The organism is Thalassospira sp. SM2505 (assembly GCF_054901115.1).
In genome coordinates this window covers 935,512-953,828 of the sequence record NZ_CM142731.1, presented here as the reverse complement: position 1 = coordinate 953,828, position 18,317 = coordinate 935,512, and the positions used below count along the sequence as shown (strand labels likewise).

14 protein-coding genes are annotated in these 18,317 nt (G+C 53.3%); 5 read left to right on the top strand and 9 right to left on the bottom strand.

The features are described from left to right. Positions 1–86: 86 nt before the first annotated feature. On the bottom strand, positions 87–1,118 hold the full coding sequence (locus tag ACTU44_RS04255; RefSeq protein WP_114096762.1) for a PstS family phosphate ABC transporter substrate-binding protein: 1,032 nt from the start codon (positions 1,116–1,118) through the stop codon (positions 87–89). A 416-nt stretch (positions 1,119–1,534) separates the two neighbouring features. Between ACTU44_RS04255 and ACTU44_RS04250 the strand changes: the two genes are divergently transcribed. Continuing rightward, complete coding sequence (locus ACTU44_RS04250) at positions 1,535–1,834, top strand: hypothetical protein (protein WP_114096761.1); 300 nt, start codon at positions 1,535–1,537, stop codon at positions 1,832–1,834. A 93-nt stretch (positions 1,835–1,927) separates the two neighbouring features. Here ACTU44_RS04250 and glcF read toward each other — a convergent pair whose 3' ends face one another. From glcF to pyc, 4 genes are all read right to left on the bottom strand, one after another. Then, positions 1,928–3,253, bottom strand: coding sequence for a glycolate oxidase subunit GlcF (glcF, locus tag ACTU44_RS04245; RefSeq protein ID WP_462096764.1), 1,326 nt, complete (start codon positions 3,251–3,253; stop codon positions 1,928–1,930). Beyond that, positions 3,253–4,494, bottom strand: coding sequence for a glycolate oxidase subunit GlcE (gene glcE, locus ACTU44_RS04240; protein ID WP_462096763.1), 1,242 nt, complete (start codon positions 4,492–4,494; stop codon positions 3,253–3,255). The genes glcF and glcE overlap by 1 nt, the downstream gene beginning before the upstream one ends. An 88-nt stretch (positions 4,495–4,582) precedes the next feature. After that, positions 4,583–6,067 (bottom strand): FAD-linked oxidase C-terminal domain-containing protein, encoded by a 1,485-nt coding sequence (locus ACTU44_RS04235; RefSeq protein ID WP_114096758.1) that lies wholly within the window; start codon positions 6,065–6,067, stop codon positions 4,583–4,585. A gap of 16 nt (positions 6,068–6,083) precedes the next feature. Continuing rightward, complete coding sequence (gene pyc / locus ACTU44_RS04230; protein ID WP_336080063.1) at positions 6,084–9,551, bottom strand: pyruvate carboxylase; 3,468 nt, start codon at positions 9,549–9,551, stop codon at positions 6,084–6,086. Between the two features lie 433 nt (positions 9,552–9,984). On the opposite strand from pyc, the gene ACTU44_RS04225 reads away from it, so the two are divergent. The 3 genes from ACTU44_RS04225 to ACTU44_RS04215 all read left to right on the top strand — a co-directional run bounded on the left by ACTU44_RS04225 (position 9,985) and on the right by ACTU44_RS04215 (position 12,985). Continuing rightward, on the top strand, positions 9,985–11,388 hold the full coding sequence (locus ACTU44_RS04225; RefSeq protein ID WP_114096755.1) for a cache domain-containing protein: 1,404 nt from the start codon (positions 9,985–9,987) through the stop codon (positions 11,386–11,388). 46 nt (positions 11,389–11,434) lie between these two features. Beyond that, positions 11,435–12,106 carry a response regulator transcription factor gene (locus ACTU44_RS04220; RefSeq protein ID WP_462096762.1) on the top strand — a complete coding sequence of 224 codons (672 nt, stop codon included), beginning with the start codon at positions 11,435–11,437 and terminating at the stop codon, positions 12,104–12,106. Positions 12,107–12,256: 150 nt separating this feature from the next. After that, positions 12,257–12,985, top strand: coding sequence for a Crp/Fnr family transcriptional regulator (locus tag ACTU44_RS04215; RefSeq protein WP_462096761.1), 729 nt, complete (start codon positions 12,257–12,259; stop codon positions 12,983–12,985). Positions 12,986–12,997: 12 nt separating this feature from the next. Here the strand turns inward: ACTU44_RS04215 and ACTU44_RS04210 are convergent, their stop codons facing one another. The 4 genes from ACTU44_RS04210 to ACTU44_RS04195 form a co-directional block, all read right to left on the bottom strand. Continuing rightward, entirely contained in the window at positions 12,998–13,645 is a 648-nt protein-coding gene (locus ACTU44_RS04210) for a hypothetical protein (RefSeq protein WP_462096760.1), read from the bottom strand. Between the two features lie 136 nt (positions 13,646–13,781). Continuing rightward, on the bottom strand, positions 13,782–14,141 hold the full coding sequence (locus ACTU44_RS04205) for a TraR/DksA family transcriptional regulator (protein ID WP_336080061.1): 360 nt from the start codon (positions 14,139–14,141) through the stop codon (positions 13,782–13,784). 103 nt (positions 14,142–14,244) lie between these two features. Then, positions 14,245–15,459, bottom strand: a complete 1,215-nt coding sequence (locus ACTU44_RS04200; RefSeq protein WP_462096759.1) for a hypothetical protein — start codon at positions 15,457–15,459, stop codon at positions 14,245–14,247. Between the two features lie 144 nt (positions 15,460–15,603). Continuing rightward, positions 15,604–15,855 carry a hypothetical protein gene (locus ACTU44_RS04195; protein ID WP_258548598.1) on the bottom strand — a complete coding sequence of 84 codons (252 nt, stop codon included), beginning with the start codon at positions 15,853–15,855 and terminating at the stop codon, positions 15,604–15,606. 535 nt (positions 15,856–16,390) lie between these two features. Between ACTU44_RS04195 and ACTU44_RS04190 the strand changes: the two genes are divergently transcribed. Beyond that, a complete protein-coding gene (locus ACTU44_RS04190) occupies positions 16,391–18,295 on the top strand; it encodes an ABC transporter substrate-binding protein (protein ID WP_114096750.1) in 1,905 nt (634 codons plus the stop codon). Positions 18,296–18,317: the final 22 nt, after the last annotated feature.

Here is an 18,317-nt window from a genome sequence, read left to right as displayed (position 1 = left end):
CCAATAGGACAAAAACAATAAATTAATCAAGCGCGGAAACAAAGAAACCGATGGCAGCATTAGCCGCCATCGGTTGAAAGATCACGTTACATGCTCAGCGGCGAAAGGTTCGTCGCAGCATTACGGACAGCTTCACGCTCGCTCGCGGCCATCGGGATCAGGCCACGGTCAGCAAGGTAACCTTCGTCACCGAATGCTTTTTCCGAGGTGAATTCAGCCAGATATTCTTTGATGCCCGGGATGGTGCCGACATGTGCGTTCTTTACGTAGAAGTAAAGCGAACGCGATACCGGATAGTCACCAGCCGAGATTGCTTCGAAGGTCGGTGCAACACCAGCAATCAGGGAACCCTGAAGCTTGTCGCCGTTCTGGTCAAGGAACGAGAAACCGAAGATGCCAAGTGCATCATGGTTTGCTTCGAGCTTCTGAACGATCAGGTTGTCGTTCTCACCAGCTTCGACATAGGCACCGTCTTCACGCACACCAGCGCAAACTGCTTTGTGCTGATCTTTGTTGGATTTCTTGAGGTCGGCAATAACAGCGAACTCGTCGCAAGCTTCTTCAAGTACCAGCTCGGTGAAGGCATCACGGGTACCGGAGGTCGGCGGCGGGCCGAGAACTTCGATTTTCACGTTCGGAAGGCTCGGATCAATTTCCGACCAGGTGCTGTAGAAGTTATCAACCAGCGACTTGCCGTCTTTGGAAGGAACGGTTTTAGCCAGAGCCAGGAAGATCTGTTCTTTGGTCAGATCCAGCAGCGGAGCTTCGTTCGAGTTCGACAGAACGATACCGTCGAAGCCGACTTTGACTTCGGTAACTTCAGAAATGCCGTTCTTGGCGCAAGTTTCAACTTCGGACTTCTTGATGCGACGCGAAGCGTTGGTGATGTCCGGATGCTGTTCGCCAACACCTGCACAGAAAAGCTTCAGACCACCGCCAGAACCGGTCGATTCAATAACCGGGGTTTTGAACGAGGTGGTTTTACCGAATTCTTCTGCAACTGCGGTTGCAAACGGGAAAACGGTGGACGAACCAACGATACGAATCTGGTCGCGTGCCTGGGCAGCGCCAGCAAAGGCAACGCTCATCAGCGCCGCAACAGCAAGAGTCTTCTTCATGGTATATTCCCCAATGGTTGTTCCACTTCGGAACGGTGCAACGATCTGCGAGGCGGACTCTAACGCTGGGTGCTTACGGTATTGTGTCGCTTTTGTTAACGTTATGTGACAACGTATCAACGCGGTCAAAATTCGACACATAATATATATAAAACAATAACTTGTATGATCTCGCCCGACACCCCGACACACCGGTTTCTTGACCTTCCCCGGCTCTTTTCTGTTGTTTTACGACAGACTGTAACAAAAACTGTCACAATCGCTCATCCCGAGGTCGGCCTGCCCGGTCGCTGCTGCCGCGCGATGGATAAAATCCCGCCAGCCTCTTTACATGTCCGCCATTCCAAGCAACTGTGCATTCAGGGACAACAAATACGTCGTGCCCGTTTCTGGTGCGGCCATAACAGGAGAACGACATGAGCAATGCCTCGATTGACGAGATTCAGGAACTGATCCAGAAACTGTCCGGCGAACTCGGCGAAATGTCCGAAGCGGCTTCTCGGCATATCGATGATCTGCATGTCGCTGTAAATAATGTGGCATCCCACGTTCTTGCGATTGAGGCGATCCTCGCCCTTGTCGCCAAGAAAGTCGAAATTGATGATGCTGCCGCCATCGAGTGGATTCGCGAAAAGACCGCAGCCTATGCCGAAGACAGCAGCGAAGGTTCCGCGGCCGAGGGCATCGCGCAAAGCCTGTTGGGCAAAGACGTCTAGGCACGTTGCGCCACAAGAAATACCGGCGAAAATAAAAAGACGACAGGTTGGCCTGTCGTCTTTTCTGTTTTTGGACCCGAATACCGCCGGTCTTTATAATGCCGGTGTAACTTCCGCAAAACGGTCCTGAAGTTTTGCAGGAACCGGCCCACCTGCTGCCCAGTCAAGAAGCTGGACGGTGTGAATGACTTTCAGATCGTCTGTTTCGATCTGAACCATACATCCGATATTACCGGTCGCGACCAGATCAGGTCGGGTTGCACGGATATTGCCGCGCTTGCGTTCCTGAAGCTTGCCCGCGATTTCAGGCTGCAACAGGTTGTAAACACCAGCAGAACCGCAGCAAAGATGGCCTTCGGCAATCTCGACCACATCATATCCGGCCTTTTTCAAAAGATCGCGCGGCGGACGCGTGATCTTTTGGCCATGTTGCATCGAACAGGCCGAATGATAGGCCACCCGCGGACTTCCATGCGATGCCTTGGCAAACACAGCACCATCAACATCAAGCTCTGCCAGATATTCGGTGATGTCCTTGGCCAGTTCCGACACCTTGGCCGCCTTGGCTGCATAGGCCTTATCAAGGCGCAGCATATGACCGTAATCCTTGACTGTCGTGCCACAGCCCGAAGCCGTAATCACAATTGCATCAAGGCCTTCGCCTGCGATTTCCGCACTCCAGGCATCAATATTGCCCTTGGCCTGATGATGCGATTTCTCTTCCTTGCCCATATGATGCACAAGCGACCCGCAGCATCCGGCACCCTTGGCAACAACGACTTCGATTCCGAGGCGCGTCAATAGACGAACTGTCGATTCGTTGATCTCGGTTTCAAGGACCTGCTGTGCACATCCCGTCAGGATTGCGACCCGGCCCTTGCGCGTTCCAATGGCCGGGATGATCTGTGGCTTGTCGACCCAGCTTGGCGGCGGCATATGTCGCGCCCCCATTTTCACCATGCCCTTGAGACGTCCGGGCATGAGGCCCGCAAACGGTGCCGCAAGCTTCGCCCCGATCATTGAAAGACGGAACAGGGTCGGGTTTGGCACAACAAGCGCAAGCAACTTGCGCAGCAACCGGTCCCCAAGGGGACGCTGATAGTTTTCTTCGATATGGGCCCGCGCATTATCGATCAGATGCATGTAATCGACACCGGACGGACAGGTGCTGGTGCAGGAAAGACAGGACAGGCAACGATCAAGATGTTTGACCACCCGATCTGTTGCCGGTTTGTCATTTTCCAGCATATCCTTGATCAGATAGATCCGCCCGCGCGGACTATCGAGTTCATCCCCAAGGGTAACAAAGGTCGGGCATGTTGCCGTACAGAACCCGCAATGCACACATTTGCGCAGGATCTGCTCGCTTTCGGCAATCATCGGGTCCGCAAGACGGGCGGCGCTAAAATTGGTCTGCATTATACCTGCCCCCCTTCCGTAATATTAAGGTGCATCCGCCCCGGATTAAGGATACCGACGGGATCGAAATTATCCCGAATTTTGCGGTTAATCCGCGCCAGTGCCGGGTCTTCGGGATGGAAAACCGGCACCTCTGCACGCAGATCGGCAGTTGCGCGAACAAGAACAGCCTGACCGCTTTCCGATTGGGCAATCTGGCGCACCGTACCTGCCATCGCATCCGATCCGTCCAGACGCAGCCATATTTGCGCCCCCGCCCAGTCCATCATCACCTTGCCGCCGGTCCGGGCGGCAAGCTTTGCGGCAAGAACACCACCGGATGCTGGCGGGCCTGATACGCGCCACAGCATACCTGACGAACCGCTATAGGGTGCAACATCCGCAACCGCCTTCCAGAACGTTGCGCTATTTGTCGTATGCAACTCTTCGCTGGCACCAAATTCGGCCAACAGTTTGCGCAGGGCTTCGCAGCGCCAGGCAACAGACGGCGCCGGTCCCTCGACCCGAAGTGCAACAAGGCCGGTGCCCATTGCAGACGCGACATCAATGCCGAACCTCGCCACATCTTCGGCCGCAACCCATGCCGCCGCCGAGACTTCGTTTTCACTGCCCATTGCACGGTTCATTGCCATTCCGGCACGCTCAGGATCATTGCAGGCAATCAGAACAGTCCGGGCTTTCTCGTCGCACGGCATCACCTTCATGGTGATGGTATGCATCACACCAAGTGTCCCGAACGATCCCGACATAAGTTTTGAAAGATCAAAACCGGTGACGTTTTTCATCACCCGTCCGCCGGATTTGAAATCCTCCCCGCGACCACTGACGGCCTCAAACCCCAACAGGTGATCGCGTGCGGCCCCGACCTTGATCCGGCGCGGTCCCGACAGATTGGTTGCGATCAGACCGCCAATCGTCCCGGCATTCTGTGCGACATCATCGGCAAGGAGAGCTGGAAAATTTCCGGTCTCAAAGTGGAATTGCTGGTTCTTTTCGCGCAGGGTCGCCTGAATTTCGGCAAGCGACGTTCCTGCACGGACAGAAAGCACCAGTTCTTCGGGCTCGTAAAACAGGACACCGGTCAATTTTGACAGATCCAGAACATGGTCGGCAGCAACCGCATGCCCATATGCCCGTTTGCTACCCGATCCGATCACTTCCAGCGACTTTTTGGCATCAACAGCCCAACCAATGGCATCACGCAGCTGTTCTGGCGTGGTGGGGGATATGACTTCCGTCATTGTGGTTCTCTCTCTTCCTCTCTTGATCCTTGCCGACCGGACTGCGGGAACCGGTGACAGGATTTTTCTTGTTGTTTATCGGCCGGGCCTAGAAGCGCGGAATATCCGGGAACTTGTTTGCAACTTCACGCGCATGCAGGGTTTTGAGCTCGCCACAACCATGCAGGGTCGGGAATACCTTGCCGGGGTTCAGAAGCTCATCCTCATCAAACGCCAGTTTCAGACGTTCCTGATGCTTCATGTCATCTTCAGTGAACATTTCGGGCATCAGATCGCGCTTCTCGACACCAATGCCGTGCTCGCCAGACAAAACGCCCCCCACTTCAACGCAAAGCTTCAGGATATCTGCGCCGAATTCTTCGGCACGTTCCAGTTCACCGGGCTGATTGGCATCAAACATGATCAGCGGATGCAAATTGCCGTCACCTGCATGGAAAACATTGGCAACGCGCAGGCCGTGGCGCTGCGACAGGACCTGCATACCGGTCAGCACTTCGGCAAGGCGGGCACGCGGGATGGTGCCGTCCATGCACATATAATCGGGCGAAATACGGCCAATCGCGGGAAAGGCGTTCTTGCGGCCTGACCAGAACAGAAGGCGTTCTTCCTCGCTTTCGGAAATACGCGAATAGACAGCACCGCAATCCCTGGCGATCGCGCCGACCTTTTCGATCAGGTAATCGACTTCGACTTTTGGTCCGTCAAGTTCAACAAGCAGCAATGCCTCGACATCAAGCGGGTAACCCGCATGAACAAAGTCCTCGGTCGCCTTGATCGCCGGGGCATCCATCATTTCAAGACCGCCAGGAATGATGCCATCCGCAATGATCTTGGCAACGCAATTGCCCCCGGCCTCACTGCTGTTAAAGCCCAGAAGCAATGCACGCGCGGTTTCCGGTTTGCGCAAGATGCGTACCGTCACTTCGGTCACGATCCCCAAAAGACCTTCGGAACCGGTGATGATCCCCAAAAGGTCATATCCGCTCTGATCAAGGCCCTTGCCACCGATGCGAAGGATTTCACCTTCGATCGTGACCATCTCAAGACCAAGGACATTATTGGTCGTAAGGCCGTATTTCAGGGAATGCACACCACCTGAATTCTCGGCAATATTTCCGCCAATCGAACAGGCAATCTGGCTGGACGGATCGGGTGCGTAATAGAACCCTTTATGTTCAACTGCACGCGTGATGCCAAGGTTGGTCACGCCGGGCTGCACCACAGCCGCGCGGTTATCCCAGTCGATCTCGAGCACGCGATTGAATTTCATCATACTAATGGTAATCGCATCCGCCATCGGCAATGCCCCACCAGACAAACCGGTACCGGCACCCCGCGGAACAACGCGAATTTTATTTGTATGACAATATTTCAGAATGGCTGCGACCTGCCCGGTATTCTCGGGCAGGACCACAATCATGGGCAACTGGCGATAGGCCATCAACCCGTCACATTCATAGGGCCTGAGCTGATCCTCATCGACGATCACGCCACCAGTTGCCGGAACAATTTCGCGCATGGCGGCAATAATGTCCTTGCGTCGCGCAAGTGTGTTCGGGTTCGGCTCAGGCATCCTAAGCATCGGTCGTTTACTCCTTCAATTCGACCAGCAAGTCCTTGCTGTCGACCTGTGTACCGGCCGGTGCGTGGATTTTTGCCACCACACCGTCCTTTTCCGCATGAACTGCGGTTTCCATTTTCATGGCTTCAAGCGAGCACATCACATCCCCGGCCTTGACCTTCTGGCCTTCGGCAACATGCACCTCGACCACAAGGCCCGGCATCGGGGCCGCGATGTGAAGTTTGTTGCCATCTTCTGCCTTTGGTCGCGCCTTGCCGGACGCAGCCAGTGTCTTGTCGGCAACCTTGACCGTCCGCGGCTGGCCGTTCAGCTCGAAGAACACCGTACGATGGCCTTCCTCGTCACCGAATTCCGACGTCGCCAGATAACGGATCACAAGGGTTTTGCCCTTTTCCAGATCAACCGAAATTTCCTGATTCTGGGTCATCCCGTAGAAAAAGACCGGGGTCGGCAGAATGGAAACGTCGGCGTGGTGGCTTCGGTATTCGGCATAGTCAAGGAACACCTTGGGATACATCACATAGGATGCAACCTCGGCATCGCTGATATTGCGGTGTGTTTTCTTTTCGACTTCCTTGCGGGTCGCTTCGAAGTCGATCGGCGGCAATGACTTGCCCGGGCGATCCGTCAGGGCCTCGGCACCTTTAAGAACCTTGCGCTGCAGGGCGGGCGGGAAACCACCAACCGGCTGACCAATTTCACCGCGGAAGAAGGAAATCACGCTATCGGGGAAGGCAATGTCCTTTTTAGGATCAAGAACGTCTTCCTCGGACAAACCGGACGTCACCATCATCAGCGCCATATCGCCAACAACCTTGGAGCTGGGCGTGACCTTGACGACATCGCCGAACATCTTGTTGACTGCGGCATAGGCCTTCGACACTTCGGGCCAGCGATCCTCGATCCCCAATGCACGGGCCTGCTGACGCAGGTTGGTATATTGACCACCGGGCATTTCATGGACATAGACGTCCGAAGTACCGCTGCGGATATCGCTTTCAAAGCCGGCATAGTAACGACGAACCTGTTCCCAGTAGGTGGAAACTTCCTTGAGCGCCTCGGTCTTGAGGCCCGGATCGCGTGGCTGACCGATATAGTTATTGGCAATCGAACCAAGGCTGGGCTGTGATGTCAGACCCGACATGGAATCCATCGCCGCATCCACCGCATCAACGCCTGCATCAATCGCGGCAATCACGGTTGCAGCCGAAATACCACTGGTGTCATGGGTGTGGAAATGGATCGGGATATTGACCGTGTCCTTAAGTGCCTTGATCAGTTCGGTCGCCGCCGCTGGGCGCAAGACCCCGGCCATATCCTTAAGACCCAGAATATGCGCACCTGATTTTTCAAGCTCGCGCGCCATATTCACATAGTAATCAAGATTATATTTCGGGCGGTTCTTGTCATAGATATCGCCCGTATAACAGATGGTCGCTTCGCACAGCTTGTCGGTTTTCAGAACCGATTCCATGGCGACTTTCATGTTCTCGACCCAGTTCAAGCTGTCAAAGACACGGAAGACATCCATGCCATGTTCAGCCGCCTGCTTGACGAAATAATCAACCGCATTGTCGGGATAGTTCGTATAGCCAACCGCGTTTGATGCGCGCAGCAACATCTGGGTCAGGATGTTTGGAACCCGTTCACGCAGCTTGACCAAGCGATCCCACGGGTCTTCCTTCAGGAAGCGCATGGCAACATCAAACGTCGCCCCGCCCCAGCATTCCAGCGAAAACAGTTCCGGCAGACCATGCGCATAATAGGGCGCAATTTCGAGCATGTCGTAAGTACGCATACGCGTAGCAAGTAGTGACTGATGCGCATCACGCATGGTGGTATCGGTAATCAGGACACGTTCCTGATCCTTCATCCAGCGCGAGAACCCCTCTGCCCCCAGCTGATCAAGCTTTTGCTTGGTACCGGGCCGGATTTCGCCAAGATCGATGGATTTCGGCATCACCGGATCATGCAGATTGGTCGGAACAATACGGCCTTCAACTTCCGGGTTGCCGTTCACAGCAACTTCACCGATGAAACGCAGAAGTCGGGTCGCACGGTCACGACGGCGCACGAACTTGAACAGGTCGGGCGTTTCGTCAATGAAGCGCGTGGTATATTCACCCGCACGGAATTTCGGGTGATTGATCAGGTTTTCAAGGAAGGCAAGGTTGGTGGCCACACCGCGAATACGGAATTCACGAAGGGCACGGTCCATGCGATCCACGGCCTCACGCGGGGTGCTGCCCCAGGCGGTGACCTTTTCGAGCATGCTGTCATAGAACGGTGTGATCACAGCACCGGAATAAGCCGTACCGCCATCAAGACGAATACCAAAACCGTTGGCCCCGCGATAAACCTTGATGATCCCGTAATCGGGAACAAAGTTGTTTTCCGGGTTTTCGGTGGTGATACGACACTGAAGCGCATGGTCACGCAGCTTGATCTTGTCCTGCCAGGGAATGCCGGTTTCCGACGGGAAACCAATGCGTCCGCCCTGCGCAATCAGGATCTGCGCCTTGACCAGATCAAAACCGGTTACGCATTCGGTCACAGTATGTTCGACCTGAATACGCGGATTGACCTCGATGAAATAGAATTTGGATGTATCAACATCCATCAGGAATTCGACGGTCCCGGCATTCACGTAATTGGCAGCCGTCCCCAACCGGATGGCTGCATCACAGATTTCCTGACGCTGTTCATCATTGAGGTATGGCGCGGGTGCGCGTTCAACAACCTTCTGGTTACGGCGCTGAACCGAGCAATCACGTTCATACAGATGAACAAGGGTTCCATGCGTATCGCCCAGAAGCTGAACTTCAACATGGCGGGCGCGACGGATCAGCTTTTCAAAATAGACCTCGCCATTGCCAAAGGCGGCTTCGGCTTCGCGCCGCGCGGCAAGGACCTGATTGGAAAGATCCTTGCCATTTTCGATGACGCGCATGCCACGGCCACCACCGCCCCAGCTTGCCTTAAGCATCAGCGGATAGCCGATTTTTTCGGCAATCCGGGTTACTTCCTTCATGTCTTCGGGCAAGGCGCTTGATGCCGGCATGACCGGAACACCCGCACTTTCGGCCAGATTACGCGCAGAAACCTTGTTACCAAGGACACGCATCACATCGGAATCAGGGCCGATAAACTGAATCCCGGCCTCGGCACAGGCATCGGCGAATTCCGGGTTTTCCGACAGGAAGCCGTATCCGGGATGGATCGCATCCACATCGGCGTCACGTGCAACCCGAAGAATGTCTTCGATATCGAGATAGGCGCGAATGGGTTTGTTACCCTTGCCCACCGCATAGCTTTCATCAGCCTTGAAACGGTGAAGGGCAAAACGGTCTTCGTCCGAGAAGATCGCAACGGTGCGAATGCCAAGCTCGTTGGCAGCTCGCAAAACACGAATCGCTATCTCGCCACGGTTGGCGACCAGAAGTTTACGGATACGCTTAGGTGCAGAACGCGTCATTGACACCGGGCTCCTACCACATTTTCCTGGCAGGAACGTGCCTGTGCGCGCCTGCCAAAACCAAGTGAAACGCCACGATATGGTCCCGGAATGCGCTGCGGTGCGGGATGCCTGCAACGCCATACCTTTTGTGGCGGAACAAGATGCCTGCACGTTGAGATCTTGTGCAATGCATCCAGAGCTTTTGGCGCCCGGTGGGCAGGCGTCGGTTCTGGTATATGCGCATTGCCCTCTCCCTGTCAAAGCATGATCTCTGAAATTGGTAATACCAATTGAACAAAAACAAGACCAGTCGCTTTTCACCATGTGGAACGAAAAACACTGCCACAACACTCATGCGGCCTGAAAAACCGTGATCTTTCGGGGACTTTTGTGACAGATATGCTATTGTCCGCCCCACGAAAAAGACCCCAACCCTGAAACGGTTACGCCCATGCCGAAGCTGAATCTTCGACTAAAGTTCCTGCTGCTTTCCATTTTGCCGCTGGTGCTTGCTGCATCCGCCATCTCATGGCTGGTCTTTGCGCAGGCCGAAAGACTGGCAGAAGCAGAAATCAGAACCTTTGAACGCAATATCCTTGAAGCCCGCAAGGAAGAGCTCAAAAGTTATCTCGAACTGGCGATGGCATCGATTGACCACATCTATTCGGTGGCAAGCCCGCTTGATGCGGTTTCCAAGGAACGGGTCAAGGCCATCATCGAAGACCTGTCCTATGGCAAGGATGGTTATTTCTTTATTTATGACCGTGATGGAACGGCACTTGTCGAACCGCCCCAACCCTGGCGGGTTGGCCGGACCTATTGGAATTTGCGCGACATTAACGGCAACAGCGTCATTCAGGGTTTGATTTTCAACGCTGAAAAGGGTGGCGATTTCATGCGCCATGTCTGGGAAAAACCATCGACTGGTGAACCCACCGAAAAGATCACCTATTCCCTGATGCTCGACAAATGGGACTGGATGATCGGCACAGGCATCTATATCGATGACATTGCCGAACAGGTCACCGAGATCGAGACCGAAGTTTCCACCCATATTCGTGAAACCACGATTTCGATCATTGGCGTGACAATCCTTGCCGTCCTTCTGGTTGGCATATCAGGCACGGTTGTGACCCTTTCGGAACGCAAACTTGCTGATGCCAAGCTCAAGGAACTGACCCATCGCGTGGTTGATGTTCAGGAACAGGAACGCCTTCGGGTATCACGTGAACTGCATGACGGCATCAGCCAGATACTGGTATCGGTCAAATATTCAGTCGAAACCGCCATCGCACGCATTGGGCAAGCACGTGAAAACGCGGTCGAACCGATGGAAAAAGCCGCCAAACGATTGCAGGACGCCATTCACGAAGTCCGGCGAATTTCGCGCGACCTGCGTCCGGCGGTTCTTGACGATCTTGGTCTGAAACCGGCCATCGAAAGCATGTGCGCAGAGCTTCAGGATCGATCCGGTATCCTGATGGAAGTTAAAATCGACAATATCGACAACCAGCTTGATATCGCCAAGAAGACCACCCTTTACCGTGTATTGCAGGAAACCCTGACCAATATCGAACGTCATGCCGACGCAACCGTGATCAAAATATCGATCAAACGCGAAGGCCCCAGCGTGGTGATGCGCATTACCGATAACGGCGTCGGCTTTGAAACCAATCGCTATATCCGTAACCGTGATCCGCGCGCCGGGATCGGCTTGCGCAACATGCGCGAACGCATGGAATTCCATGGCGGCGGGCTTTCGGTACGCTCTGAACCCGATGACGGAACCAAAATCACTGCATTTATTCCGGCATCCAGCCAGAATGGTCTACCCGAGAGATCAATCACCGGTTAATCTGGCCTTGCAATCACCGTTACGCGACAGGACCAAGTTTCGATCAATGAACAGTGCCAATCAAATCTATTCCCCGGATCGCCCATTACGCATTCTGCTATGCGATGATCATGCCCTTGTGATGGACGGAATTCGTTCGCGACTGGAATGTTTTGACCATATCAATATCATTGGCGAAGCCAGCAACGGTGTTGAAGCCTTGTCACTCGCGGCCGAACTTCGTCCTGATATCGTGCTTATGGATATTTCCATGCCGGTAATGAACGGCCTCGAAGCGGCCGAGAAATTCCGTGAAACCCTGCCCGATGCCAAGGTCGTCATTCTTTCGATGCACGAAAACCCCGAATATCTGCGTACGGCCCAGCAGGCAGGTGCCAAGGGCTTTATCCTGAAAGACGTATCGTCAAATGACATGGTCCGGGCGATTGAAACCATCGCCAATGGCGGCGAAGCCTATAGCTCGACCTTTGACGGCATCAGTGCGGGCGAAGGAAGCAGCAATGACGGTGTGTCGCTGACAACACGCGAACGAACGGTTCTGCGCCTTCTTGCCAAGGGAGCGAGCAACAAGCATGTTGCGCGCGAACTTGATATCAGTGTCCGCACTGTCGAAACACATCGCAGGAACATCAAGCGCAAGCTTGATATCGACAGCTCTGCCGGTCTTGTGCGCTATGCCATCGAAAAAGGTCTGGTGACGCTCGATACCAATCCCTGAGTCCTTGACTTTACAGGCACAATTGGACGCTGGTCGAATTTAGATTGATTTCACAACGAGATACGGTACATTTAAGACTGGTTTTGATTGATTATATTTTTCAATCATCAACCAGTCCGAGTACAGACCCCGTTTAAAAGGGTGGTGTTTGTGAACCATACAGCAAACCATGTTTTCCGACCCGACCTTGCCCGTTGTCGCGACTGCGGTGTGCGCAAATTTGCCCTGTTCAACAATCTGACAGACGAGGATTTCAAGCTCGTCCACATGCCTGTTGAAGATATCGCCCTTGCCAAACGTGACATCCTATACAACGCAGGGGATCTGGCACAGTCGATCTACACACTGCGTAGCGGGTTGATCAAACTGGTCCATTATCTGCCCGACGGAAATCAAAGGGTGGTGCGACTTGTCCGTCCGGGGGGCACCATCGGCCTTGAGGCCATTGTCAGTGAATGCTTCACTCATCATGCCGAAGCCATTCAGGACAGCCGTCTTTGTCGTATTCCGATCGCTGTTATTGAAAAACTCAATAGTGAAAGCCCGAGACTGCATAAACAGGTCCTTAACCGCTGGCATCAGGCTGTCATGGATTCAGACAACTGGCTCACCCAGATGTCGACCGGTACGGCGCGCGAACGTGTTGCGCGCCTTTGCCTGTTTTTAAATGATTCGGAAACCGGTAACTGCCAATTGCCCGGACGCGAAGATATCGGCGCGATGCTTGGCATCACCACCGAAACAGCCAGCCGGATCATTGCTGATTTCCGGCGCATTGAGCTGCTCGACTTCCAGGCGCGCAACATCTTCCATCTTGATGTGGACGGGCTAAGAGATGTTGCAGGAATGGATGAAGACGGCTCTGCAAATCAGGTTTGATCATCCATCAGATCACCGAACAGCCTGCTGCAATACCGTCTGAAATGCCGAATTCGGGCCACAGGACAATGAAAGTCTTTGATATTCTTCCGGGGTATCGATCCGGCGTTGCTCTTCGCGACGACGGCGGTCAATGTCGCGTAACCGGCGTTTGAAATCCCGACCATATTCCGACAGAAGCCGCCTGATCGCCGATTGTACGTTTTCGGAAGGCATCGGGAACATCGCGCCCACCTTGCCGACAACATCATTCACCAGATCATCAAGCGCAGCACGGATGTCAGCCTCCATACCGCGATTGACTTTTACATGCTCGCCCTCGTGGGCGTAGACGGCATTATATTCGCATGATCCGCGTTCAAGTTCCGATGCGATATAAACCAGATGCTTGACGACATTGACCTTCGGGTTGACCCGCACCGGATCAAGACAATAGCGCCCCAACCCGACCTCACGCGGTTCAATGCGCATATCAAAAGATGCCTGCATTTCATATTCCGTCAGCCCCGCGACAACATATTTAGAACCACCTCCGGCACGACTGTTTAGCCATCGCACCGACCGGTGCCGGTCGAGCATCGGGTCCTTGTGGTTAAACTCAAGTGTCGCCTGTGGTGCGCGGACAGGCGCACAAGATCCTTGCGCCCCTGCCGATGACATGCTTGCCCATATGGTCAAACATACAATCAGCCCCCAAACTGGCCAATAAAGGCTCTTTTGACAGCAAACCGTCAAACAGCATCCCCGTTTTCAAACAAAATGACGGTCATCGCAAACTCGGCCATGTCGCGTGATATCAGACATGACTGACACGGTCGGCACAACCCACGCAAAGCGGCGTGGTCGGATCAAATTCCAGGCGTTTCTTCTCGATATCTTCGCCGCAATTATGACAATGACCATATTTGTCATCATCCATCCGCTTAAGAGTCTTTTCAATCCGGTCCAGTTCCGCAGCGCGGCGACGTTCCTGTTCCAGATGCATTTGCTGGTTTTGAAGCGCATCCATTCGCGACAGCCGCCCGACCGCCTGTTGATCAAGTTCAACCGGCTTTCGGTAATCTTCGGAATGGGTTGAATGCGCCAGAATATCTGCGCGCCTTTCTTCAAGACGCGCACGCAACGCAGCCAGATCAATATCTTTACGGTCCGTCATGCGAAACCTCGTGAACTGTTGTTGTTCTTCTTTTGATATATGGGGATCGCCGGGGCTGTTTCGCCATTCCCATATGCAGAATTGCCCCGTTATCCAACCAGCCTCAGGTGCAATTCCCGCACGCATCGACCAGTTTTTCCATGGCGGCCTTTGCTTCGTCATCATCAAGCCCTTCGGCCTTGATGTTTTTCTGGATTTTACAACAAAGAGCCGGGCCGCCCGGAAACGGTTTGTCTATCCAGAACGGTGCTGTGGTGCCAAAATATCCCGCCTGATCGAGGAAGGAGACACCATAATAATAGGCAGCCCCGACCGAGTTATAGAAGGTCGGATCATCAATGAAACCGCCATCGGGTGTCATGGATTTCGTAAGGCACCAGTCCAGAACCAGACCGATATCGGCAGAGGCGGCTTTTTGAGTATCGGCATCAACACTCGACCAGCCCAGATCGAAAATTTTGGTCACATCGTAATTGTTGTGATTGTTGAAATCGCCATTGTGTTTCCAGCCAAAAGGATAGGCATCATCGCGGATCGCAAGGGTGGTCTGGAAAATCTCTGTCCACAAATCCACCTTGCCGTGCTGATAGGAAATATTATGGAAGGTCAGGCTAAGGTCGCTGCTTTTCAGGACACCCTGATCAACGGTGTCAAACCATCCCCCCCAATATCCGCTTTCTCTGTCCTGCCAGTCATCGAGCCACTTTTTATAGGTATCGATATATTCCTGTGTCAGATCAAAGCCCTTCACATTGCTTTGAAAATAGTCACGAATTTCGCTTTTGAAACACATCTGCGACAAGGCGGCAGTAACAGCGCCAAGCGCATCACGCCGGTCCAGACCATCGGCATAGATCTTTGACGTCTTCTGACCTTCAAGCCACGCCACCATCTTGGACGGCGTTCCAATGGGTGCCAAAAATGTCAAAGGATATTCGGGGGCCTGTCCGGCATCGGCCAGTGTATTGACCGCATCAATCATCGCATCGACCTTAAGGAACCACTGATCGTAACAGGGACCCCAGGAACCATCACTTGCGACCTGTTGCTCTGCCCAATCCTGATCCGGATTTTCAAGGGATTGCGCAAAGGTATCTATCTTGGTTGAAAGCGTTTCCCAGTCGGCGGTGTACATCAGATACCATTTGCACTCGATCATCTGCTGATCAGATGCCGCCATGCTGTTACCAGTCTGCTGAATTTCGATCAGCTTGTCCTGCAACGGCGCAAGCTTTGTCGCAAAGGCTTCTTGCTGCGCGAGATAATCCGGATCGAACGCACAGAATTGTTCTTCGATCAGTTTGGTAAAATCGGTCATGGTTTTTTTGCGCCTCCCCTTTACGCATCGAGCCCTCAGCATGACAAAAAATCACTCAATGCCAAGGAATTATACCAGCCCTGCGACAAGGAAGGTTCTTTGGCCTGACTGATTTTGATCTTGAGAGACGCACCGAGCGCATCATCATTCTTGAAGGAGCCAGTTTCGAATGATGCGCAATGCCTGATCGGGATCCGTATCGACAATCTTTGCCGCAACATTTGCCTTCTTACGATCAATCATCCCCTCGATCCCGGCAACATTGATGCCATCGGCATCAATATCGACCGGAGCAAAAGAAGACGTTGCAGATGTTGAATTCAGACGGTCACGCAAAGCGTCATCTGATCCCGGCTCATATCGCGGGATGGGAGCCAGGGGCTTGGGCCCTTTCATAAAAGATGCCCCATGATCCTGCTGATTTTTTTTGTCACTTTGTGCCATGGCACATCTTTTACCAGATCAGTTCAAACTGCCTTACATCAGATATATGGCGACTCGCTTAAGGAATTAAGCCGTTCATTCTCGAAATTTCACGGCGCAAACGCCAGATACCTAATTTAGATGTAATTAAACTTTGGTAGAATATGTATGTTTCAGACAAGACAACAGCGCTTACAGGCTCAACCACAGGCACCAAAGAAACCGACCCTCTGGTTTTTTCGATTTCGCATGAAAACCTCTCAAACCTGCGGCATTTCGGACCAAGGGAACTTCCCGGGATCGATACAACCCATTGCAAGAAATAAAAAGAACCAATCAAACTTGTAAATTGTCTTCATAGGGGAATGTTCAGATTCTGTCATTTTGGGGTTTATCAAGCGCATTGGTGTATTTACCTTCTTATCCACTCAGGGTATTCACCACCTTTGAATAGCTTTATCGATACCTTTGATCAAAGGCAGGCAACGCCACGGGGGCTAAGGGTTTTTTGAAACAGTTTACGTACATTTTGATCGCTGCACTGGGAGCTTTGTTCATCAATCTCCCCGAAACGCGCGCTGTCGAATTTGGCGAGTCCCCTACCCTTGCAAAGCGGGTTGCCGAGGGCAAGCTTCCCCCCGTTAATGATCGTCTGCCAACCACTCCGATGATTGTCACCCCGAATGACAAAATTGGCGTCTATGGCGGCACTTGGCAAATGGCCCAGCGAAGCCAGCGCGATCAGGCACTTCTGATCCGCAATATCGGATATGAGCCCCTTCTGCGCTGGACACCGCAATGGACTTCGACCATTCCGAATGTTGCTCTCTCATTCCAGCCAAGCAGTGATGCGACTGAATTCTTTTTCCGTCTGCGTCCGGGTATGCGCTGGTCTGATGGTGCCCCCTTCACTGCCAAAGACATTATTTTCTGGTATGAAGATATCCTGCTGAATCCGGCCTTTCCGAACGCCGTGCCCGAGTGGCTGACAGCCGGTGGAAACGCCGTGAAAATTGACGAAGTTGACGAAAACACCGTCGCATTTCGTTTCAGTACCCCTTATGGCCTGTTTCCGACAGCCCTTGCGCGCCCCGAAGGGGTGGAGCCGGTAAGCTATCCGGCCCATTTTCTCAAACCGCTTTTGCCAAAATACAATCAGAACGCAGACGCGGAAGCGCGCGCACTTGGCTTTGACGGATGGAAAGAACGCTTTGTCAGTGTGTTTGGTAATCCGGGCACGATTGACGATCCGTCTCGCTGGCTCAATCCGGATGTCCCCACATTAAATGCCTGGGTCCTGACGGGCGTGTACGGAACGGATGATCCCCTGATCGCCAAGCGCAATCCCTACTACTGGAAAATTGATCCTACCGGTCGTCAGCTCCCCTATATCGACGAGGTATCATTTACACTTGTTCCGTCAAAAAGTGCCGCAGGAGACGCGGCAATTGCGGGTAAAGTAAATATGCAGGAACGCCATGTCAGCACGCGTGCAGACGAGGTGCTTTCTGCCAATGAGAACCTGCAGCCTTTCACGCTGATTGAAAGCGATATGAACACCCTGACCTTGTCTTTGAACCTCAATGACAAGGACCCGGTATTACGCAATATCTTCCAGGACAAGAATTTCCGGATTGCGCTTTCGCATGCCATTGACCGCGACGACATCATTGCGCGCTTTGTGCCCGAGGCGCTGCCTCATCAGGCGGCACCACGCCCGGAAAGCCCGCTTTATCACACAGTTCTGGCACGTCAGTATATTCACTATGACCCGGCCCTTGCTGCGGACTACATCGCACGAACAGGTTTGCGCCACAAAGATGAGGACGGCTTCCTGCTGCGACCGGATGGCAAGCGTCTGTCATTTACCATCGACACCGAGGGGGCTGACCGTTTTGCAATCCTTGATGCAGTGATCCAGTATTGGCGTGAACTTGGTATAGATGTGAGGGCGCGCAACCTTCCGCGTGAAGAGTTTGTGTCTCTGCGCGAACTCAATGATCATCAGGCAAGCGCCTGGGGTGGCGATGGTGGTCTGGATGCGATGGTGATCCCCATTAACTATCTGCCGATGTCCCCGGATTCTTCCTGGTTCGCAACCGGCTGGGCCAACTGGTACGTCAATCCGGAAAGCCCTGATGCCATCACGCCCCCCGAGACCGTTCAAAGGCAACTTGCACTCTATAATCAACTCAAAGAAACCGCGAACGCTCAAAAACAAACTCAACTGATGCGTGACATCCTCGACATCAGCGTAGATCAGTTTTACGTTATGGGAATTGCTCTTCCGCCGAACCGGAAAGGCGTGGTTGCAAAAAACTTCCACAACGTTCCCAAAGTCATTCCGGCGGCCTGGAGCTATGCGACGCCGGCACCGACCAACCCGAGCCAATATTATATTGAGCCAAACTAACGGGATGCGCGGGGCCGGGTTC